19 protein-coding genes are annotated in these 20,852 nt (G+C 37.7%); 5 read left to right on the forward strand and 14 right to left on the reverse strand.

The genetic code is table 11. The annotated features are described in order from the left end of the window. Positions 1 to 595 precede the first annotated feature (595 nt). Positions 596 to 2,176 (reverse strand): sensor domain-containing diguanylate cyclase, encoded by a 1,581-nt coding sequence (locus tag ACFCYJ_RS13015; RefSeq protein WP_376074360.1) that lies wholly within the window; start codon positions 2,174 to 2,176, stop codon positions 596 to 598. 214 nt (positions 2,177 to 2,390) lie between these two features. Between ACFCYJ_RS13015 and ACFCYJ_RS13020 the strand changes: the two genes are divergently transcribed. Together ACFCYJ_RS13020 and ACFCYJ_RS13025 are read left to right on the forward strand one after the other, a co-directional pair. Further along, the gene (locus ACFCYJ_RS13020) at positions 2,391 to 2,666 is read left to right on the forward strand and encodes a hypothetical protein (protein WP_376074361.1); all 276 of its coding nucleotides are present in this window, start codon (positions 2,391 to 2,393) and stop codon (positions 2,664 to 2,666) included. 107 nt (positions 2,667 to 2,773) lie between these two features. Continuing rightward, positions 2,774 to 3,685: a CAP domain-containing protein gene (locus tag ACFCYJ_RS13025; protein WP_376074362.1), complete on the forward strand. Its 912-nt coding sequence runs from the start codon at positions 2,774 to 2,776 to the stop codon at positions 3,683 to 3,685. Positions 3,686 to 3,822: 137 nt separating this feature from the next. On the opposite strand, the gene ACFCYJ_RS13030 is transcribed toward ACFCYJ_RS13025, so the two are convergent. After that, positions 3,823 to 4,011 carry a hypothetical protein gene (locus ACFCYJ_RS13030; protein ID WP_376074363.1) on the reverse strand — a complete coding sequence of 63 codons (189 nt, stop codon included), beginning with the start codon at positions 4,009 to 4,011 and terminating at the stop codon, positions 3,823 to 3,825. Positions 4,012 to 4,360: 349 nt separating this feature from the next. Here ACFCYJ_RS13030 and ACFCYJ_RS13035 point away from each other — a divergent pair, with 349 nt between their 5' ends. Then, positions 4,361 to 5,545 (forward strand): CaiB/BaiF CoA transferase family protein, encoded by a 1,185-nt coding sequence (locus ACFCYJ_RS13035; protein WP_376074364.1) that lies wholly within the window; start codon positions 4,361 to 4,363, stop codon positions 5,543 to 5,545. Between the two features lie 118 nt (positions 5,546 to 5,663). Here the strand turns inward: ACFCYJ_RS13035 and ACFCYJ_RS13040 are convergent, their stop codons facing one another. The 7 genes from ACFCYJ_RS13040 to ACFCYJ_RS13070 all read right to left on the reverse strand — a co-directional run bounded on the left by ACFCYJ_RS13040 (position 5,664) and on the right by ACFCYJ_RS13070 (position 12,874). Further along, entirely contained in the window at positions 5,664 to 7,139 is a 1,476-nt protein-coding gene (locus ACFCYJ_RS13040; protein ID WP_376074365.1) for a hypothetical protein, read from the reverse strand. Between the two features lie 567 nt (positions 7,140 to 7,706). Beyond that, complete coding sequence (locus ACFCYJ_RS13045; RefSeq protein WP_376074366.1) at positions 7,707 to 7,931, reverse strand: HPP family protein; 225 nt, start codon at positions 7,929 to 7,931, stop codon at positions 7,707 to 7,709. Between the two features lie 227 nt (positions 7,932 to 8,158). Then, on the reverse strand, positions 8,159 to 9,517 hold the full coding sequence (locus ACFCYJ_RS13050; RefSeq protein WP_376074367.1) for an acetamidase/formamidase family protein: 1,359 nt from the start codon (positions 9,515 to 9,517) through the stop codon (positions 8,159 to 8,161). A gap of 152 nt (positions 9,518 to 9,669) precedes the next feature. After that, positions 9,670 to 9,858: a hypothetical protein gene (locus ACFCYJ_RS13055; protein WP_376074368.1), complete on the reverse strand. Its 189-nt coding sequence runs from the start codon at positions 9,856 to 9,858 to the stop codon at positions 9,670 to 9,672. 336 nt (positions 9,859 to 10,194) lie between these two features. Further along, positions 10,195 to 10,410, reverse strand: a complete 216-nt coding sequence (locus tag ACFCYJ_RS13060) for a hypothetical protein (RefSeq protein ID WP_376074369.1) — start codon at positions 10,408 to 10,410, stop codon at positions 10,195 to 10,197. 866 nt (positions 10,411 to 11,276) lie between these two features. Continuing rightward, the gene (locus ACFCYJ_RS13065; protein WP_376074370.1) at positions 11,277 to 12,311 is read right to left on the reverse strand and encodes a DUF4179 domain-containing protein; all 1,035 of its coding nucleotides are present in this window, start codon (positions 12,309 to 12,311) and stop codon (positions 11,277 to 11,279) included. After that, positions 12,308 to 12,874, reverse strand: coding sequence for a sigma-70 family RNA polymerase sigma factor (locus ACFCYJ_RS13070; protein ID WP_376074371.1), 567 nt, complete (start codon positions 12,872 to 12,874; stop codon positions 12,308 to 12,310). The genes ACFCYJ_RS13065 and ACFCYJ_RS13070 overlap by 4 nt, the downstream gene beginning before the upstream one ends. Positions 12,875 to 13,489: 615 nt before the next feature. Between ACFCYJ_RS13070 and ACFCYJ_RS13075 the strand changes: the two genes are divergently transcribed. Next, positions 13,490 to 14,212 carry a response regulator transcription factor gene (locus tag ACFCYJ_RS13075; RefSeq protein ID WP_376074372.1) on the forward strand — a complete coding sequence of 241 codons (723 nt, stop codon included), beginning with the start codon at positions 13,490 to 13,492 and terminating at the stop codon, positions 14,210 to 14,212. Next, a complete protein-coding gene (locus ACFCYJ_RS13080; protein ID WP_376074373.1) occupies positions 14,209 to 15,600 on the forward strand; it encodes a sensor histidine kinase in 1,392 nt (463 codons plus the stop codon). Before ACFCYJ_RS13075 ends, ACFCYJ_RS13080 begins: the two co-directional genes overlap by 4 nt. A 27-nt stretch (positions 15,601 to 15,627) precedes the next feature. Here the strand turns inward: ACFCYJ_RS13080 and ACFCYJ_RS13085 are convergent, their stop codons facing one another. The 5 genes from ACFCYJ_RS13085 to ACFCYJ_RS13105 all read right to left on the reverse strand — a co-directional run bounded on the left by ACFCYJ_RS13085 (position 15,628) and on the right by ACFCYJ_RS13105 (position 20,841). After that, positions 15,628 to 15,990 (reverse strand): YxeA family protein, encoded by a 363-nt coding sequence (locus ACFCYJ_RS13085; RefSeq protein WP_376074374.1) that lies wholly within the window; start codon positions 15,988 to 15,990, stop codon positions 15,628 to 15,630. Between the two features lies 1 nt (position 15,991). After that, positions 15,992 to 17,860 carry an FtsX-like permease family protein gene (locus ACFCYJ_RS13090; protein ID WP_376074375.1) on the reverse strand — a complete coding sequence of 623 codons (1,869 nt, stop codon included), beginning with the start codon at positions 17,858 to 17,860 and terminating at the stop codon, positions 15,992 to 15,994. Further along, the gene (locus ACFCYJ_RS13095) at positions 17,847 to 18,614 is read right to left on the reverse strand and encodes an ABC transporter ATP-binding protein (protein ID WP_376074376.1); all 768 of its coding nucleotides are present in this window, start codon (positions 18,612 to 18,614) and stop codon (positions 17,847 to 17,849) included. The genes ACFCYJ_RS13090 and ACFCYJ_RS13095 overlap by 14 nt, the downstream gene beginning before the upstream one ends. A gap of 400 nt (positions 18,615 to 19,014) precedes the next feature. Then, positions 19,015 to 19,488 carry a glutathione peroxidase gene (locus ACFCYJ_RS13100; protein ID WP_376074377.1) on the reverse strand — a complete coding sequence of 158 codons (474 nt, stop codon included), beginning with the start codon at positions 19,486 to 19,488 and terminating at the stop codon, positions 19,015 to 19,017. Between the two features lie 18 nt (positions 19,489 to 19,506). Beyond that, the gene (locus tag ACFCYJ_RS13105) at positions 19,507 to 20,841 is read right to left on the reverse strand and encodes an FAD-dependent oxidoreductase (RefSeq protein ID WP_376074378.1); all 1,335 of its coding nucleotides are present in this window, start codon (positions 20,839 to 20,841) and stop codon (positions 19,507 to 19,509) included. Positions 20,842 to 20,852: the final 11 nt, after the last annotated feature.

Raw genomic sequence — 20,852 nt, forward strand, 5'->3', positions numbered from 1 at the left:
GTTCAAAATATCATTTTCATCATACCCTTTATATCGACAGGTAGATAGTGAACCTTCATAGATAAACCTAAATTAATGGAAGATAATCGTTGGAAAAATTCAGCAATAACATAAAAAAGTTCATTATCAAAAGTTAGAGATGACATTTGTTTAATCGATTGGAGTGGTGGAGACTGGTCGCCCCCTTGGGGATTAGCGTTACAGATGAGACCCTGGAGCGCATGAATTCATTTTTATATGAATACTTTGAAGATTTATCGGAACAATTTTAGCTTTTATCGGAATATTTTCTCGTTTTATCGGAACAATTTCAGTTTTTATTCCTTTCATCGGACGCACACATAAAAAAGCCAAGGAGCATCGGTGCTCACTTGGCTTTTAACGATATATAGGCATACATCTAGACGTACTTGTGATGTCATAAGGGAAAGGGGGATAACCTTGCATCTTGTCAAGTCGATCGAGAGATGTGTCCCGAATTTACGTATCATTTGAACATGTTTGATAAGTCATATGGGGAATGACTTAAAAGTAGTTTGCCCAAATGATCGTTGCATTAATCATGTACCCCAAAAATTAGAAATGTATGCTTATTTCAAAAAAAATTTTTATTTTTTTCTTGCTCTGCTACTATGACTTGATTTCGTCCTGCTTGTTTTGCAAGATAGAGCGCACCATCTGCTGCTTCAATTAACTCTTCCGTCGTGTCGGCCATTTGCGGATATACAGCAACACCTGCAGATAATGTAACTGGACGACCACAAGGACTTATAGTATGCGCCAAAATATCGCTTAGTTGCTCCGCCACCTGTGCCGCTTCCTCAGCTGTAGTAGTTGGCAATAACATCACAAATTCCTCACCACCGTAGCGACAGCAAACATCTCCCTCACGAGCAACAGCTTTCATATTTTGAGCTAAAAATTGTAAAACCTTATCACCTACTGCATGACCATACGTATCATTAACACTTTTAAAATGATCTAAATCAAGCAGAATGAGGGCATGTGGCAACTTGTTCTCAAGCCACTCCGCTAGCATCGCATCCATTGTGCGACGATTGGTTACACCTGTTAACGGATCTGTTGTAGATTGATCTTTAAAAAAGGACACCTGTCCCTGTAAAAATGTTAAACTCCGAATGAGAGCACTTTTAAGATAATGCGCTTCAAAATACCAACTACGTACAGAGTTCAAGCCTTCTACATTTTTCGATTCCATGCTCTCCTCTGTTAAAGTAGCTAATTGTTGTAAGGGATTTGCAATACGTGCTGCAGCCCAAAGGACAATTAAAATTGAAACTAGCATAAGCGGAATGGATTTTATAGCAACTTCCTGTACTCTATCAAACGAAGGAGCTAATGCTACATCTAACGGTCTTTGAGCAACTACTCCCCAGTTTGTTAAAGGTACAGCGCTATAACCAGCAAGCATTTCTACTCCTTTAGTATTCATTACTTGCTGAGTTCCGCTTTTTCCAGAAATCACTGCTTTGACTACTTTATTACCAATAGCAATTTCATTAACGAGATTTGGGTCCTGATGATAGATAACACGCCCATCTGAATCAACTACGTACACATATGAACCATCATGATAATAATGCTCTCCGAGTAATTCATTAAAAACATTTCGTTCCTTTAAATAAATTGTCCCAGCTACCATTCCTAAATATTCATTTGTCTCTGAAAATATAGGATATGATATAAAAATAAGGAGACGCCCCGTGATTCCTTTATAAGGCTTTGAGACAAGAGGTTCCCTTTTAGATAAAGCCTCTTTCGCTCCAATAGATGTTAACACCGCACCTTGTACCTCTTCAGATGGTGGTGAAATAGATAATACAAGGCCTTCTGCATTTGTGATCAGCACAGAGTTAAACATGTCATTTTGCATTTTCAAACGCTCAGTTTCCTGAATCAATGCATTGTTATCATGCATTTTCGTTTTTATCGTGCTGGCGCTATATCCTAAAATCTGAAAAGATTCTTCAAGATAGGAACTTGCTGTTGTTGCTAATTTTTGTGCATATACTCGATTCGTTTCAAGCGTATTTTCTTTAATCGAAGCAACATTCATACGGTAACCACTCCAAATGCTACCAATGCCTGTTAAGAAAAAAGCAGCCATGGCAACACCCATGATTAAATACTTTAACTTTATCTGTTTTGATTTCATTTTCTGTCTTTTACCCCTAGTTTATAATTTCCTCTATTATTCTATTAAAGCACAAAAAAATTCCTTATTAAGAAAATATCTTATATTGAGAGAAAAGTATTTGTAAAAATAATTCCCTCATATAACAAAAATAAAATAGTAGACTCACCATAAAAATTCGAAATGAAAATTTACCTTGTATATAAGTTGATTGGAGTGGAGGCTGGGCGACTCCTTGGGGATCAGCAATAGAGGAACGAAGGCTAAAAGCATCACGTCCTGTGATAACGCCTTCGTGACTAACATCGTGTTAGCCCGACGCCCCCAGGAAGCTTTGCTCTGTGCGAAAGCGAAGCGGCAGCAACAAATATTTTATCTGTGCGAAAGCGAAGCGGCAGCAACAAATATTTTATCTGTGCGAAAGCGAAGCGGCAGCAACAAAGCGCCCAGCCGGAACGGAAATCAACCCCACGTTTTGATGGTTAGCCATATAGTAGAGAAAGTTCCATAATTTTAGCATCGTTAACCGAACAAAAATATAGTAACTTTATATCTATAGAACTTTTATTATTTTGATAGATTTTTATTATAAATTTATTATTAGAAGAGGTTTTAAATATGTTGTTACGTAAAGTAGCTCCAATAATGGTTGGTTTTAGTATGGCTCTTTGGACGAATACTTCTCTCAATCCAAATAAGTCAGCTCGTACAAAAATAACAAATACGCAAAAAACTTTGTCACTATCCAGCTTTCAAAGTGAATATAAAATGAAATGGCATCGAGTAGAGACGGACTACTCCCAATTTTCCCTCGTAGGAAAGCATAATTCCAATGAGGTTGGAGGATATGAAACACGTACTGGGCATAACGTATTTGGTATTCGTATCGGTGCTAATCGAATAGATGTAAATAGAAAATACAGTCTTCCGCTAAGATCCATTCACTATGAAAATACAAGCTATTTGCTCGATTACAATGATTGTGAAGGTAATACTACACATGGGACCTATTTCATTGATGGTCACTATGTTACTTTTTTCTATGATTTACACAAAAACAATATTGTTCGTTCTATTATTTGGATTAATGCCAAAACAGAATTAAGTAAACGTGGTTATTATGGTAAGCCATCCAACGAACTACGAACAGGGCTTGAAGATTTAATGGTTGACCTTATTAACCATGAGCGAGTTATAGAAGGCTTGCAACCACTCATTTATGACAAAGGGTCTAATCCTATTGCTCGGAAGCATAGTAGCAATATGATCACACATCAATTTTTTAGTCATGAAGATCATAAAGGTAATCATTCCAACGACCGCCTCTCTGCTGGTGGAGTTAATCACTATTGGTATGGCGAAAATATAGCACAAGGTCAGCACAATAGTATATTTGCTCATGAAGCACTGATGAATTCAAAAGGACATCGTATAAATATTTTAAGGAAAGAGTTTACACATATTTTTGTTGGTGTTTGCTTTAAAGATAACGGTGCCCCCTATTATACGGTTAACTTTTATTCTAAGTAGTTGAACGGTTGAAATTGATCAACGATATATACACAAAAACCTCTATGCAGAACTTATTGCATAGAGATTTTTTGTCTTCTTATTACAACAGAACCTTCTGATAAACCGATTACTATAATTTCACTTATAATCTCTATTCAGCACATCACAGAAAATTGACGATGACATTTGTTAAATCGTATACCACATATAAGTTGATTGGGGTGGATACTAACTCCTTGGGGATTAGCAATAGAGGAGCGCAGGCTAAAAACATCACGTCCTGTGATAACACCTTCGTGACCAATCTCGTGTTGCTGCCACTTCGTTGCACTGCGCTTTCGCACAGAAAACAATTGCCGCTGTCGCGCAATAAACATTCGTTGCCCCAACGCCCCCAGAAAAGCGCCCATTCGGGATAGAAATAAACCCTACGTTATGAAAAGGAGTCTATATTCTAAATTTTTTTACTTTTTTTGTTATTCTGACATATAATTTTTTGACTAATTATTTTATAATAAAATTTAACATAGTCAAGCCATCAATTCTTCTGTTATAATACTGATAATTTACATTCACTCTGTATTAATACAGCGCGAATAAATGCTTTTCACAAAATGGGGATTATGAGAAAAGCGCTGCAATGCAATCTTGAATAGATGACAATGTAGCCTACACAAAAAGGGGTTGGGAGATTTGGGTATTTTAAAGGGGTTAAAAATTCTCGATTTTTCTGCATTACTACCGGGGCCAATGGCGACAATGATATTTGCTGATTTAGGCGCAGAGGTTATTCACGTTGAATCCTCAAAGCGCGTAGATTTAACGCGTATTATGCCTCCTTACGACGATGATCATGAGGCGTATATTCATCAACATTTGAATCGCTCTAAAAAGTCATTAACATTAAATTTAAAATCGCCTGAAGCTATAGAAATTGTGAAGTCACTCATTAAAGAGTACGACATAATTATCGAAGGATTTCGACCTGGTGTCATGCAGCGGCTTGGCATTGGCTACGAAGCTCTAAAAGAAGTAAATCCTAAAGTTATATATTGTGCTATTACAGGCTATGGGCAAACTGGACCATTTAGCAATCGGCCAGGACATGACAATAACTATTTATCATTAGCTGGCTTGCTCGACTATTCACGCCATAAAGATAAAAAACCAGTCTCCATGGGTATTCAGCTCGCTGATATTGCTGGGGGCACGATGCATGCGGCAATTGGAGTACTCGCTGCTGCTTTACATCGTGAAAAAACAGGTGAAGGACAATATATTGATATAAGTATGACCGATGCTGTATTTTCGCTCAATGCTATGTATGGGTCTGCCTATATTGGCGGCGGTCGCGTGCCTCAGCCCGAGCAAGAAATTTTAAACGGTGGCAGCTACTACGACTTTTACAAAACAAAAGATGGTCGATTTTTCTCGGTAGGAAGTCTCGAGCCTCAATTCCGCAAATTGCTTTGTGAAGCGCTTGATATTCCCGAGCTCATTGATAATACTTTTAATGATTCATACTATACACAAATTCGTTTTAAAGAAGCCGTCCATGACGCATTCTTATCAAAGACTTACGAAGAATTGCTCGAAGTGTTTAACGAGAATTTCGAGGGATGTGTCGAACCAGTATTAACGTTTCCAGAAGCATGCGAGCATCCTCAACTCAAGGCTCGTGACATGATTGTTGATATTCCCAAAAGCGACGGTACTACGCAAAAACAAATTGCATCTGCGTTTAAGTTTGACGGTGTTAAACCGCAGTACAAGCATGTCGGTGCTAAGCTTGGAGAGCATAATGAGGAAGTGTTGTCTTCACTTGGCTATAGTGCCGAGCAAATTGCAGACTTAAAGGACAAAGGGGTTTTAGAATAATATCCACACAAAATTAAAAGAGTGTCTAATGCTGCATTTAACACACACATTAGACACTTTTTGTATTTCTAATCAATTATGCCTCGGCATAATTGCGTCCGTAATCGGCTGAAAGAAGTTAAACGTATGCACTTATAAAGACCCGTAACTTTTCGAAATGATCGTCAATGAGTAAATATTTTTTATATATTTCCATTAATTTTTCAAAAAGCTCGTACTGCTCCGTCACAAATAACACCTTTAAAATATTGAGCATATGCAAGGATGCGCTCTGCACCACCAAAGAATAAGGCGCTTCTGGCTGACGATAATGTTGGCGCCACTCTTCCACAGACAAGCCAATATGCTGTAATGAATTATTAACATGAAGAGCAATATCCTGCTGAACTGACGCTTCCATCGCAATAAATTGCTCATTACTATAGTTTTTCTGTACTAAAGCGGCATGTATTTTTTTATTGGATGCTAGTACATGTTCCTTTAAAAGCTGAAGCCCCTCTTGATAACGCCCCATTTTTACGTAATGATCAAGTAATACTGCATACAAGTTTTCTAAAAAATTTAGTTCATAATTTTTAATAATAGCAGGAGGCGTTGGCTTACGATTCGGCAACAATTCCTTATATTCCAATAAAATCTCTATCGCGTAATTATTAAGTCGTTCATCTTCTAATAAATACTCACCGAAGTGAATAACAGTTTCAGGATTCTTCTCCTTGTGCGCTATATGAAACAGAAGGTAGGCAATCAGAACTTTTTCTTTCTCTGTCATTGCATACATCGAATAACGCCAATCTGCTTCAAAGGAAGTAATGAGAGCTTTAACGCATGAATAATCTCCTTCAGATAGACGATAATGCGTTACAATTTGGTAAAGATGTAACTGCTTTTTTGCTAAACAAGTAGCATTATAGTTATCCACGTAAGTTATACACTTATCCAGAGTCCCTCTATAATTATTCACAAAGTTATCCACATATCCACAGATTTTTTTTGTAGATTGTTCAATATGACCCATCATTTCATGGATAAATGTGAATTGTTCTAATGGTTTGTGGATAAACAGTGAATAAACTTTTTTCATGAAAAGCCAATGCCAAAATTGAGCATCTTCTTTATAAATCATATGCACTAAATATTCATTTTCAAATTTATATAAAAATATAGTTTGTAGTTCGTTGACTGGCATTGTAATTTGCATTCGCTTCCCGAAAATTAGCCAGATTAATCGCTCTAAGTCCATTGTATGCTGTGCAAAAAGCTGATCAAAAAAGGTCTCCTTGCCTTTTTGCGTATAAAAAAAAGCATTGAGACGTTCATTCACAAATTCAGTATCCAAACCATACTTGTTAAAAAAAGTTTGCATATCTATCGTTACACGACCCCAATATTTTCGCGCAGTTGAAAACGCAATATTCATCGCAGTTTCCTCATTCACTAAAAATAATTTCGGTGAAAGTGCAGTACCTAGAATTTTCGGGTCTGCCGGTGAATCACTTTCTGCCTCTAACCATTTTGAAAGTAATTTTTCAGCACCCTTTTCACCACTTTGTTTATATGTCATGAATAACTGCTCATCACAATCCAACAGCATGCAACTGGAGCCCCCCATCAAATTCAACCAACAACGATCTTCCCCTATTCTGTAAAATACTTGCCAAATTTTTTAACACTCTTTCTTCAATATAACAAATCTTATCCATCATATGCTAAAGAAATCGAAATATGTATAAAAGAAGTCAACAAATGTATTCGTGCAAAATCGACAACTTCAGCTACAGCAGCATAAAAAAAGCCATCTATAAAGGGCAACTGTCTCATAGATGGGTTAAAAGATTAAGTTTACGGTTTAACAGAAGAACAGCAAATGAGCTCATCGGACAATCACTCATAAGTTGGTAGCCCATTTTCACAAATAGCTCATTGCTAACGCTAATCAAAGCTAGCGCCATAGTATACATAATTAAAGAAAAGCTATGCATCATTCACTAATACAATCGAGAAAAAAGCAATCTCACAACAGAAGACGAGCGACTAACAAAATAGTTACAAGAAAGCGGAGCGACAGATGCAAGAGGTCTTCAAATCCTTCAAATTTTTTGAGGGATGTTTCTCTGCATCGAAAGCGTAACATTTTACCGCAACTTGCTTAATTTAATCCTCACCAAAACAAAGGATACTTCCGCGTTTCTCGTAGATTATTTATCATAAGACCAAAGAAAACGATTATGAGAGCGCCAATAAGAACGGGCATTACTAGATAGTTCCATCCATAGCCTCCTAAAATAATAATAATCGGATTTGCTCCTGCTGGTGGATGAATGATTCCTAATAAGGCCATTAAAAAAATGGTTAAAAGGGTAAATCTGCCATGAGTACCTTCCATTCTATTGAAAATTCTATAGAACCGTATCGATTTTTTGTATACCCTAAGCTTGTTCTATTATAACACCACTAAATAGAATTCAATTTCGAAACGTCAAATTTTGGACATAATTTCAAATGGTCTCGGACTTTCTCCATACAAAAATCCGTTGTTTTCCCCCATTAACACAAAAAAGCAAACTATGAAATGTTCTAGTTTGCTTTCTTTTTGGACTTCACCGTATGCATTTAATCATATTGCTTTTTCACTGGTTTATAAATTCGTGCTTTTTTCAGTACTGTTTTAGGTACTTGGAGAGTTGCGGTTACGACGCCTGGATGACGACCAATTTCAATTGAACCTGTAATTGTCGCTCGATTCATAATCTCTGGCTCGCTCATTTCAAAAAGCCTTGCAGCACGGCTGATAGCATTAGCCGTTGCTTCATTTAATGATGTTCCAGAGCCGACAATTGATACAGGAAATGCTTCCTCCACTTGCTTAACGCCAAATTCCTCTGCAAGCTCACGTGCACGACGTTTTTCTTCCTTTGTAAAAGGTTTAGCCGTATAAGGTAAATCCTCTAAATTTGGCAATAAAATAGGGCCATCCAAAGCAACTTTTTTCAATACACTTACCTGAAGCTGAACAATACCAGCAACATCCGTTGTATGTCCCGCAATTTCACCATCCCCTTGCATTGCGTGCATATCACCAATATACACACCGCCACCTGGAACCTTTACTGGGCAAATAATAGTTGCCCCCTCACGAACGCGGCTTATATCCATATGTCCATCTGTACGATGTGTATCTAATTCAGTCTGCGTAAATGAATACTCATGGGGTGCACCGATTAAAAACGAGCCAAAATCACCAGCATTGTGGGAGTCTGGCATTGCCTTTGAGGGTGTTGTTCCAAGCTGCCCTAAAAATGGTCGCATTCTTGCCATAACACCAATCAAATCACTTGGCGCTAACGCAACTACAGGATTTTGCACAGAATTTTCAGGTGTACGCATATAATTTTTCGCATCAAGTGCAATACGACGAGCCCCTTCTCGTCCAACAGTGACACCAATATTGCCCTTATGATCTAACGCCATAGTATAACCATTCGTCATGTTAAATGGTGATGTTTCAGTATCACATGTCGAACAGCGAATAGCCTGCCGACCTATCCCTTTGACAACTGTATTAGGATGAAGCTTACCACAGCCTGGGCATTTTACTGATACGAACGGATCCCCAATGAATCGATCTACAATTACCTCATCGTGCCCAGATGCTGTTGCTACGGATGTTACCTGTAGTGATTTAATCTTGATAACAATGGCGTCTCCTACCTCTGCCCCTTCTACAAATACAGGCTTTGTTACTTCATGTCCACCACGAATCGTGGGTGTGAGCATCGGGCCCCAACATCCTGGTGTCGTATTAGCAATGATTGTTCCACCGTCTTTGACAGGTCCAAGCATTTTCCGTTGTGGATCTAAAATACCATCTATGAACTCATTTACGAATAATGTTTCGACGGCTTGCGGCTGCTGTACAAGATCTTCCCTTTGTATTTCTTCTTTTTCTAGCACTGGCAATTCGCTTGTCATTTTTTCGTCACGCTCCTAGTTTTTATTTTATGTATATTGATTTTTGATCAACTATGCCTTGGTATAATTGCGTCCGGAATCGGCTTTGTTCTTGCACAAAGCCGATTCTGTGACATCCGCCGGAGGCTTTGGGCCAACGTGATGTTGGTCACTCAGTCGCGTGTTGTTGTTGTTGTTGTTGTTGTTGTTGCTGTCGCTTCGCTTTCGCACAGATAAAACCGTGTTGCTGTCGCTTCGCTTTCGCACAGATAAATTGCCACAGGACGTGGCGTTCTTAGACTGAGTTCCTCTTTCTCAGCGGGTGTTTGGACACCTGTACCTGTCGCTACGCTTTCGGTCAAAAGACATTTGCTGAAAGAAGTTAAATTTGATTTCAACGCTTGATATATCTCTTTGTAGTAAATTGCCGCTTGTAAAACTTAATTTCGACATCAAGTTCGATAATTCCTTCCATTTCGAGGGAAATATCACTAATCGTATGTATTGAATAATTACAGTAGCGTTGAAATCTTTTTTCTTCGTGCATGATTTTCATCCAGTAGAATTGTTATAGAACATATGGAAAATTATGACGTTCATTTTATATATTTTCAACCATTTATACATAAAAAAGCACAGACTCGTACAAATGCAATGTAAAAGTCTGTGCTTTTATTGTTTAATAAACACAAGCATCTTCATTTCTTTTTAGGTGTAGGCAGTTTTAGTACTATGAAAATGAGTATAGTTAATAATAATAGAGCTAGAGCAATATTGATTGTATTAGATGGACCAAGAACTCTGTAAAGTAATTGAGCAAAAGTTGGTATCCCTAACCACTTGAGTATACCAGGAAGCACCAATATTCCAGATAAGAGTCCTAAAATCATCGGTGTCCAATACTTCCGAGCCAATACTTTCATCCCCTTTTGGTTATTTGATATCATCTACTAATTTACTTAAATTAGTTAGACAATATTTTTGAAGTCATTTATCAATAAACAAAATATTCTGTTTATTTCTATTCTACATCACAATTCCAGCTATTTCAAGAATTTCGCTATTATGTATTGGGTAATAAAAACGCTCCAGCGATCAGTAGTCGAACACTGGAGCTAGTTAGTGCTAATTTCCAGGATGAATTGTGGTGCTAATCCAACAAGAAATGTTAAAAACAAGAACATCATTGACAAATATGTAAAAATTTTTATTCGCAAATAACACCGCCCCCTTCTTTACCCATATGTAAAGTATAAAAGTTGAATACTAATTTACATAAATAGCTTATACAAAATCAAACCTTAACATGATTCATGTTAAGGTTTGATTTCACAACAATTATACCGAACATGTTATTTATTTATAGTTCTCGTCACATCGAACCAACCATTCCTTACCTGTTTTGGAATTGTAGCCAAATTAGGCAGGGCATCCCTTAAAGTAGCAACAACTTGTATGCTTTGAACAAAATGGAACATAAGTAATTATTTTTCCTGCAAAGGTATTTACGGGTTACTACCTTAAGAATTTTAATTCAAGTAATGAATGTATCCACCTTTTTTGAAATAATAAAGAAATGGTTATCGCGCCACAACTAAACATATAGCTATACGCTATTCTTAAAACTCTAGTGACGATTTACAATAAAAAGGGTCTTTGTGCTTGTTGATTGCACAAAAACCCTTTCGTTATCTTCCCTAGGTTATTATTTTTTGTGGATATTTAATCTCTTAGTGCGAATTTCACATGGTTGGTCTTCACACGCTTTCCACGGGTACTGTTATTTTAATGGAATTGTCACAGGATCCATCTCTTTTAATTCCGTGCCTTTTCCTGAGCCCAAGGAGAAATAAATAACAGGGACAAATGTAATGGATGTAGCAGTTGGATTGATAGCCTGGACAGTAGCACTTGATTTATAAGAAATACCACCGTCGCGACTTGAAGCACCATTTCCATTTACCACATACGTATTGCCTAAATTATCTCGTAGTTCATCAAATTGAACTGTAACTTCCGGCCACTTTTTTATCACTTCTGGGTTTGCTTCATAATCAAAATTAATAACAGTAGACATATCATTTTTTTCAAGGGCTGTAAATCGAGCTGTGACATCATAGTTTGAAACAGTTTCATTGACTAGCTGTAGCTCACCTGCTAGCTTAGAGACCTTAAAATTAAATGCCCAATCCCCCTCCACTTTTGTATCGTTATCCGTGTTGAGAAAAGCTTCTGGTTTCCACGTCATTTCTAATTCATCTGGAGCTTCTTTATCAAAATCAGGTGTTATTTTTGCTAATCCAACATATTTATTATCACTTATCTTTTCCAGTCGACTACTTCCTACCGCACCTACAGCATCCTTAATATCAATGAACTCACCTTCTATAAATGGAAAAGTGCCTAAATCTATATCTGTTTCAAGTGCATAAGAAATTGTCAGTGATGTACCGTCATACACAGCATTTTCTATCATCATAGATAAGCCATTACTAGAATGAACCTGTCCAATTTCCGTTGCATAACTATCAAAATTCTCAAGCATAGTATTTTTATTATCAAAATAGCTAGCGATGTTTTTCATAAACGGAATTTGTGAAGCAAATGTTGGAAAAGCAATACTTACGGTAGTTACCATGCTGATGCCAATTATTGCTGCCGCTGCTATATGACGCACCCATTTTGGCATACGCTTTCTTGTTGCTTGCTTCTTTAAAACCGTTTGTTTAAGGTTCATTTTTCGTTGTGCAGATAATTCGATTGGTTCAATTTGATCCACATCCAGGTCCAGCCACTCTTTATAACTTTTAGTCATATAAATGCCTCCTTCAACTGTATTGTTGATGCTAGCTTCTTCTTCCCTCGATAAAGTCGGTTTTCTACGGCTGCTTTTGATAAATGTAGCGCTTCTGCTATCTCAGGATTCGTTAATTGCAAATAAAACTTCATCATAAAAATATCTCGATCAATATTTTCCAAATGACTAATAGCCATTAGTAAATCGTTTCGTTGCTCCTTTTTCAAAAGCTCCTGCTGTATATCTTTTATATCAGGCTTTTGCAAGAGCTCCTCGTCTCCTTTTTCTCTTTGCTGTTGTTTTTCAAGCTTACGGAATAAATCTATGGCTTTATATTTTGTCAGCATCCCTATCCATTTTTTGAAATCCTCTGATTCGCCCTTAAATTGCTTTGCATTTTGCCAAATGGCTAGGAATACATCATTAACACAGTCATCAATAGAATCTTTATTAATACCGGAAAGAATTTTATATGCTATCGCATGTACGAAGCCAGAATAATGTTCAATTACATACTCAAGCGCATCTTCTTTTTGGCTTTGTAAACGGCTTATGAAGTTTTTAGATGTGCATCTCACCATTTCGCCCCCTTTATGTTTATTTGAAAAAGCTTCTTCACTAACTATATCGAAACTCAGTCACTAAAACTCTCAACTATTTCTGTGAAGAATGATGATTCCTTAAAAAACCTTCAGTAATGTTTCAATCTCCTCTTTCAAGCAAGTTTCATTTATAATGAGTCACATAAGGAACTTCAATCTGTTTGAAGATCCCAAGCTAAGATGGCCACTTCTTAAGGAAATTTATCACCCACGACTCTATTCTGATTAGTTAGATCAAACTTCTTTAGGACTCATCACAAAAAATCAGGGATGAAATTTGTTAAAACATGTACCATCTATATGAGTTGATTGGAGTGAAGACTTGGCGACCAGTGTCACAAATGAGATCCTGGAGCGAGCAAGTAGAGGAACGAAGGCTAAGAAGATTACGTCCTGTGATAACGCCTTCGTGACCAACATCTTTTTGATCCAAGTGCTCAGTCGGAACGGTAATCAACTCCACGTTATATTGAAGAATCTTTTTAGGGTTATAAGGAATTGTTTATCGCGATACTGCTAAACTTATTAGCTATACACTATTCTTAAAATTCTAATGACGATTTACAATAATAAAAAAGAAAGGACGTGTGAACAATGCAAGAACCAACTATTCTAGTGGTGGATGATGAGGCAGATTTAGCAAACCTTCTAAAAGTCAGCCTACAAAAAGAAGGTTATAAGCAAATTCATACAGCTGGCTCCATTCAAGAAGCTTGGACGAGCTTTCAACAGACACAACCCGATATTGTACTTCTTGATGTGATGCTTCCTGATGGCGAGGGCTACGATTTATGTCGACGTATTCGAGAAGTGTCGCATGTGCCGGTGCTTTTCATGTCAGCGAAAAATGAGGAAATTGATAAAATTTTAGGACTTGCGATCGGAGGGGACGATTATATTACGAAACCTTTTAGTCCTAAAGAGGTCGCCTATCGTGTGAAAGCACAGCTTCGCAGAGCTGGTTATCAAACGCAGGAAGCAGCGCCAGTAACTTCCGCGAAATCGATTCAAGTTGGTCCATTCTTGCTTAATGGGGATGAAACGGAAGTACATAAAGACGGCATTTTATTAGAGCTAACGGCGAAGGAAATCGGCTTGATGGCTTGCTTTATGAACAATCCTAATCGAATTTTAAGTAAAGAAACGCTGTTTGAACGTGTATGGGGAGAGGACTTTTTCGGCTCAGACAACACTGTTATGGTGCATATTCGACGTCTGCGTGAAAAGGTTGAAAATGATGCATCAAAACCTATGTATATTACAACTGTAAAAGGGCTTGGCTATAAATTTGTCGTTCCAAAAGAGGAGCAAGTATGAAATGGAAATTAACAGCTAGATTCCTTCTTTCTGTGCTGTCGATTGTTATTATTGTTATTTTCTTGAATACAGCCATTTTAATTGGGTTTTTCATTTTTCAACAGGTAAAAGATTACGATCATACAACTTCGTATTCAGAGGAAAACTTCGTGCGCGAGTTCCAGCAATATATTGATATAAGTAATGGAACGCCAGCAATAAGCAAGGATGGACTTCAACAATTGCATCAGCGAAATGCCTGGATTCAATTACTTGATAGTAATGGACAGGTCGTTGAAGCCCATTTTGCTCCAGATAAAGCTCCTTCACACTATGCGCCGATTGACTTAATTCAAGTTTATAAATATAAAGAATTCGATGTGGATACTACCGTGTATGTGGGAAGTAAAGAAAGTATTAGTTATCTTATCGGCATCGAGGAAAGTGGCGTTACTAGATATGTCACTCATTTTTCTGGCTCATCAGTCTTACAGTTTATTGGCAAGTTTGGTTTGCTTATTGTCATTGCTGATTTATTAGTAGCTACACTCGTTGGGTGGCTTTTCGGTCGAACATTGACCAAACCTCTACATGCAATGATTGAACGTATTCGTCATTTAAAGAATCATGAGCATGTGACTAGTAAAGTGCCAGGTGGTGTGTACAAACCTGTTTTCGAGAATTTAAATGAGGTATCAAGAGAACTAGCTGCACACGAGCAGGAACGCAAACGACTTGAGATGATGCGTGAGGAATGGATTAGCAATGTATCACACGATATGAAAACACCACTTGCCTCGATTCGTGGGTATGCGGAGCTACTGAATGATGGAAAATTAACTACTGATGAACAAACAGAATACGTTCAGATTATCGAAAAACAATCATTGCATATGCAAGATTTACTGGATGATTTAAATTTAACTATGCGATTAAGACATCAGCAGCTGCCACTCAGCTTAACCGAAGTAAATATGGTGCAATTTATTCGTGAAATCGTTATTGATACACTCAATACTCCTCAATATGAGCAGGCCAATATTGAATTTAATGCAACTAAAGATGTCATCAAGCATCTCATTGACGAGCACTTTATGCGACGAGCGGTAATGAATTTTTTACACAATGCATTGCTTCATAATCCTTCCGACGTATCAGTTAATATTCTTGTTGAAGATCATTCAATTACGATTTCTGATAACGGTAATGGCATTTCTGCCGAAGATCTTGAACATATTTTCGAGCGCTATTATCGAGGGACAAATACTGAGCAAACACATGGTACTGGTTTAGGTACTGCTATTGCTAGAGATATTATTGAAGCGCACGGAGGAACTGTAACGATTACCTCTGAAGAACAACAAGGTACAACTGTCAGCATTCAATTACAAGAAGAAAAAAAGGAGTAGCCCGATACAAGGGACTACTCCTTCATCTTATTTCTTAAATTGATCTTGTACTTTTTTAGGTAGCTCATGGAATTTTACTTCATCATATGATGTAACTTCCGTTTCTTTTTTTACATAAAGCTTCAAGTATGCATCGTGGCGTAAATTTTTCTGAGCTGAAAACTTTAATGTTTGCTCTTCACCGTTTTTGTCATAAGCAGGTACCTCATACCAATATGACTTCGATATTTCGCCGTTGCTTGCCTTGAATTCCTCTACTTCACCGTCAGTAGTGATATGAACATAGTATGCTTCTTTATTTAAACGGTTAAAATCTACGGTCATTAGAACGACAAGACCTGCTACGAACAATAAAAACAATGCTCCTATACCTAAGAAGACTTTTTTCATATTAATTCCCCTGTCTAACAATTTTATAGAATGAACGAACTGTAAAGATATAATATACGCCGTAAATTGCAGAATAAGCAATCATCCACAGTATTACTGGTTTCGTTATATCCATACCAAATAGTTGTGAAAAGGCTAGCAGCGCAAATGCACTATGTGCGATACCAACAACAAGTGGTGCACTAAAGATAACGGCAACCTGCCCTGCAACTGTTTTTAATATCTGTTTTTTATTAACACCGATTTTATTTAAAATCGCATATTTAGACTGATCTTCCTCTGCCTCAGTTAAAATTTTGAAGTAAATAATACTTCCTGTCGCTGCTAAAAATACTAATCCTAAAAAGCTTCCTACAAACAATAGTGATCCTACAGTAGCTAAACTAGCCTCATAACTTTGTGGAACACTTGAGAATCCTTCCTGCTGTTCAGTAGCTAGTTGATTGGAAATCTCCTTTGAAATAGCTTGTTGCTTCAAGTCATTATCCATACCGACTACCTGCATTTTAACACTTTCTGCATTTGTTGCAGCGAATACTTTATCATTAACAACGAGCACTGTACCAGCTGCAATAAAGTTTAATACACTCTCTGTATACATTTTATCAACATGGAATGATTCCCCGTTCTCCAATTTAAACCCTTCACCCGTAAAATCATGTGAAAAACGTTCATCGAAGCTTGCATCAAGTAAAACGGTTGAACCATTTGCAATGTGCAGTTCTTCATCTTTCCCCTGCAATTTTGCTAAACGATTATAGTCAGATTCCTTTAATAATGTATATTCAAAAAACGAAAATTCATTATCCACGCGTAAATTTTTCACAGAAAGCGATTCGTTGTACAAGACGTCTTCTTGAGAAAATTTTACCGTATTGCCCTTCCACATAAATGTGTTAGGTAGCATATGACGTACGCTGGCTTCTGCATTGTAATACATTCCGAAAACGCCGCCACCAGCTGTGATTGTTGTCGCACTTAAAATAGCGATGATCGAAAGCGATTTAGCATTTGCTCGAATACGGTACAATAATTGTGATACACCAATTAAATTCAAGCCTTTCCATGACCAAGAAGTTGCTTTTTTCAACGCCGTTAATACAAATACGCTAACACTATGAAATAATAGATATGTCCCTGCAATCGTTACACCTATAACCATTAGTGGAGTACCTAGCACTGTGAAAAATCGCCAAATATTGCTCGTAAATATATCTTCAGAGGCTGTATAATATCCAAATGCAATTAGCGCTGTCCCAAGAATAGCTGCTAAGAATGATGCACGTGGAATTTTCTCTCCTTGCTTCTCAGCATGGAACAGGTCAATCAATTTAAATTGATAGATGACACGATAGCCCTGTAAAGATGTGAATAAAAATAGTAGTGTAAAAATTCCTGCTGTATTTACTAGAGCCTCAGTAGAAAATGTTAAACTTCCTACAACATCATAGCCCATCAAACGTACCAAAATCATTAATAAACCTTGTGACATAAAGAATCCAAGAACAATTCCTAGTACTAGAGAGACAAGCCCAATCACTAAATTCTCGAAAAAGAGCATTAAGCCAATTTTTTGCTTACGCACACCAAGTAGAGAGTAAAGTGCTACTTCTTTTTTTCGTCTCTTCATAAAAAACGAATTAGAATACGCCATAAAGATGATAATAAAGAATAATAGCACAACGGATGATGCACTCATCAATCCTTTAATTTGCTGCGATGATTGTTTTAAGGCTGAAAGATCATCATTATATTTCAATGTCACAAACGTAAAGTAGATGACGATACTAAAGACCATCGAAGCGATATACAAAAAGTAATTCGACAAATTGCGCTGAATATTTTTACGCGCTAAACTAAATAACGTCATTTACTCCACCTCCGATGCCAGCAAGCACCTGTAATATCTCTTGGAAGAATTGCTTCCTTGTTTGAGTACCACGATGAATTTCCTTAGAAAGCTGTCCATCCTGAATGAATAGAATACGCTGGCAGAAGCTTGCTGCAAATGCATCATGCGTAACCATCATAATCGTGGCAGCTTGTGAATTATTTAAATCACTTAAACTTTCAAGCAAGTCTGTTGCTGATTTTGAATCAAGAGCACCAGTCGGCTCATCCGCAAAAATTAATTTCGGCTCTGTAACTAACGCACGTGATGAGGCTGTACGTTGCTTTTGCCCACCAGAAATTTGATATGGGTATTTATCGAGTAACTCTTTTATCCCAAACAGTGTAGCTATGCGTTCTACCCTTGCGTTAATTGCCTTTGTTGGCACTTTTGCAATCGCAAGCGGCAGTACGATATTTTCACGAACTGTTAAAGAATCGAGTAAGTTATAGTCTTGGAAGATAAAACCTAGATTGTCGCGACGGAAATCTGCTAACTCCGCATCCTTCATGCGCGCTAAGTTTGTATCACCAATAATAATTTCACCAGTCGTTGGCGTATCAATTGTGGCTAACACATTAAGTAGCGTCGATTTCCCAGCCCCTGAAGGCCCCATTACACCAACAAACTCTCCTTTTTCTACTTCAAATGATATATTCGATAGCGCTGTAAATGTATTTGCGCCTTTGCCGTAAGTTTTTTCTACATTTTGTACCTTTAATAATGGCGTCATAAACGCTCACCTCTTCTTTCTGACTTTAGTATACGCCCTCAAACTTACAGCAAATTTGTCGCAAGCTTACAACAACCTTAAATCAAAGGCATAATGAGGGGTTGATTTCCGTTTCGACTGAAGTCGCCCAGTCTCCGCTCCAATCAACCTATCCACATGACATACGTTTTAACAAAATGTCATCCAACTTTTGAGTCTTATCGGAACACTTTTGGGATTTATCACCCAACTTTTGAATTTTATCTACCAACTTTCACGTTTTATCTACCAACTTTTGAATTTTATCTACTAACTTTCATGTTTTATCCCCCAACTTCTGAATTTTATCGACATCTCCACCTTTCAAAGAGCAAAAAAGATTCACACACAAACTTGTGCGTGAATCCTTCCTCTATCTTTTTTATGCTAAAACTTTTTTAATATCATCCTCAAAGCTACTTGGCTTATCAGCTGATCCATAGCGTCCAACAACTTCACCTTTACGATTCACAAGGAATTTTGTGAAATTCCACTTTACACTGTTGCCGAGAAAGCCTTTTGAATGCGATGTCAAATGCTCAAAAATAGAGTGTGCATCCTTCCCATTGACCTTCACTATTTCATGCATAGGGAACGTCACCCCATATTCCAAACGACATTGTGATGCCGCTTCCTCAGCAGTTGCTACCTCTTGCTTAAACTGATTTGATGGGAAGCCAAGAACAACAAGGCCATCATCCTGGTATTTTTTATATAGACCTTCTAATTCTTCAAACTGGGGTGTAAAACCACATTTTGAAGCCGTATTAACAATTAACATTGCCTTGCCCTTATAACGATCTAAGCTATATTCAGTACCATCTTCTAGAGCAACCTGAATGTCATAAATGCTCATTTTTAATAACCCCCTATGTTATAAACGCGCATTTATTCTGGCAACCTGTTGTAGCGGATCCCAAACACCATTGAATGGAGGCGCGTAGGCTAAATCTAAATCTAATAAATCTGGTAACGTCATTTTATTGTATAAGGCTGTCGCAAACACATCGATCCGTTTATCAACACCTGCCGGACCAACAATTTGTGCGCCTAAAAGCTGTTGATCTCGTTTACGAACAACAATTTTAATAAACATCCGTTGGGCACCTGGATAATATCCTGCAATATGACGCGCAGACAATTTAAATGCCTCATATTCAAAACCTAGCTCTTTAGCATTGCGCTCATTAATACCAGTCGTGGCAATCGTTAAATTGAAAAACTTTAAAATCGAAGTACCTACAATCCCACGAAACGGCGCAAACTTGCCCGACATATTGAGTCCCGCTAAACGACCTTGCTTATTAGCTGTCGTTCCAAGAGGTATATAATCTAAACGTTCTTTCACAATATTAAAATGCGTTGCACAATCGCCCGCAGCATAAATATTTTCAACAGATGTCTCTAAATGTCGATTGACGATGACTGCGCCATTTTTAGCTAGTGCTATGCCTGTACTCTCTAAAAATTGCGTATTCGGTTTAATCCCCACAGCCATAATGACTAAATCCGTATCATATGTGCCATTGTCCGTCATCACACGCTCAACACGGTGATTCCCCTCAAACGCCTCTACTTTTGTATTTAGCACAAGTTCGATATCATTCTTTTTCGCTTCCTCATGAACATGTTGTGCAAGCTCTTCATCTAGAATCCTAGCTACATAGCTACCTCGTTGAATTAATCTCACTTTTTTGCCGCAAGCATGAATCGTCTCAGCCATCTCTAGTCCAATATAGCCTGCACCTATAATTGTTACATTTTCTATATCTGGCGTTAAATCGGCTAGTAAATCCTCTAGCTGAGGTATTGTTTTCACCGTGTGTATCCCAGTTAAATCTGATCCCTTTTCCACTGGCATAATAGGATCCGCGCCTGTTGCAATCAGTAGCTTATCATAAGGAATTTCAAATGATTCCCCAGACGACTGTGTTCCAAAAACAAGCTTCTTGTCTACATCAATTCCGTTAACCTCATGACCAACACGGGCATCAATACCGTACTTATCACGAAACGTTTCTACATCTCTTGCTATAAGACGCTTTGTCGATGAAATACGCCCATCTACAACATAGGGCAAGCCACACTGCCCATATGAATAAATAAATCCACGTTCTACAGATGTAATCTCTGCTCCTGGTACATTTCGATAAATTTCCATTGCTGCTGACATTCCGGCAGCATCTCCTCCGATGATTACGTATTTCATCCAACAATCCC

It is taken from the genome of Lysinibacillus sp. NPDC056232 (genome assembly GCF_042267565.1).
GTDB lineage: Bacteria > Bacillota > Bacilli > Bacillales_A > Planococcaceae > Lysinibacillus.

Coding starts and splice junctions, on each gene's coding strand:
- ACFCYJ_RS13045 (WP_376074366.1), bottom strand. CDS start 7,931: ATGGAAGGTACTCATGGCAGATTTACCCTTTTAACCATTTTTTTAATG.
- ACFCYJ_RS13015 (WP_376074360.1), bottom strand. CDS start 2,176: ATGAAATCAAAACAGATAAAGTTAAAGTATTTAATCATGGGTGTTGCC.
- ACFCYJ_RS13080 (WP_376074373.1), top strand. CDS start 14,209: ATGAAATGGAAATTAACAGCTAGATTCCTTCTTTCTGTGCTGTCGATT.
- ACFCYJ_RS13075 (WP_376074372.1), top strand. CDS start 13,490: ATGCAAGAACCAACTATTCTAGTGGTGGATGATGAGGCAGATTTAGCA.
- ACFCYJ_RS13090 (WP_376074375.1), bottom strand. CDS start 17,860: ATGACGTTATTTAGTTTAGCGCGTAAAAATATTCAGCGCAATTTGTCG.
- ACFCYJ_RS13100 (WP_376074377.1), bottom strand. CDS start 19,488: ATGAGCATTTATGACATTCAGGTTGCTCTAGAAGATGGTACTGAATAT.
- ACFCYJ_RS13025 (WP_376074362.1), top strand. CDS start 2,774: ATGTTGTTACGTAAAGTAGCTCCAATAATGGTTGGTTTTAGTATGGCT.
- ACFCYJ_RS13085 (WP_376074374.1), bottom strand. CDS start 15,990: ATGAAAAAAGTCTTCTTAGGTATAGGAGCATTGTTTTTATTGTTCGTA.
- ACFCYJ_RS13095 (WP_376074376.1), bottom strand. CDS start 18,614: ATGACGCCATTATTAAAGGTACAAAATGTAGAAAAAACTTACGGCAAA.
- ACFCYJ_RS13050 (WP_376074367.1), bottom strand. CDS start 9,517: ATGACAAGCGAATTGCCAGTGCTAGAAAAAGAAGAAATACAAAGGGAA.
- ACFCYJ_RS13040 (WP_376074365.1), bottom strand. CDS start 7,139: ATGCTGTTGGATTGTGATGAGCAGTTATTCATGACATATAAACAAAGT.
- ACFCYJ_RS13105 (WP_376074378.1), bottom strand. CDS start 20,841: ATGAAATACGTAATCATCGGAGGAGATGCTGCCGGAATGTCAGCAGCA.
- ACFCYJ_RS13070 (WP_376074371.1), bottom strand. CDS start 12,874: ATGGTGAGATGCACATCTAAAAACTTCATAAGCCGTTTACAAAGCCAA.
- ACFCYJ_RS13065 (WP_376074370.1), bottom strand. CDS start 12,311: ATGACTAAAAGTTATAAAGAGTGGCTGGACCTGGATGTGGATCAAATT.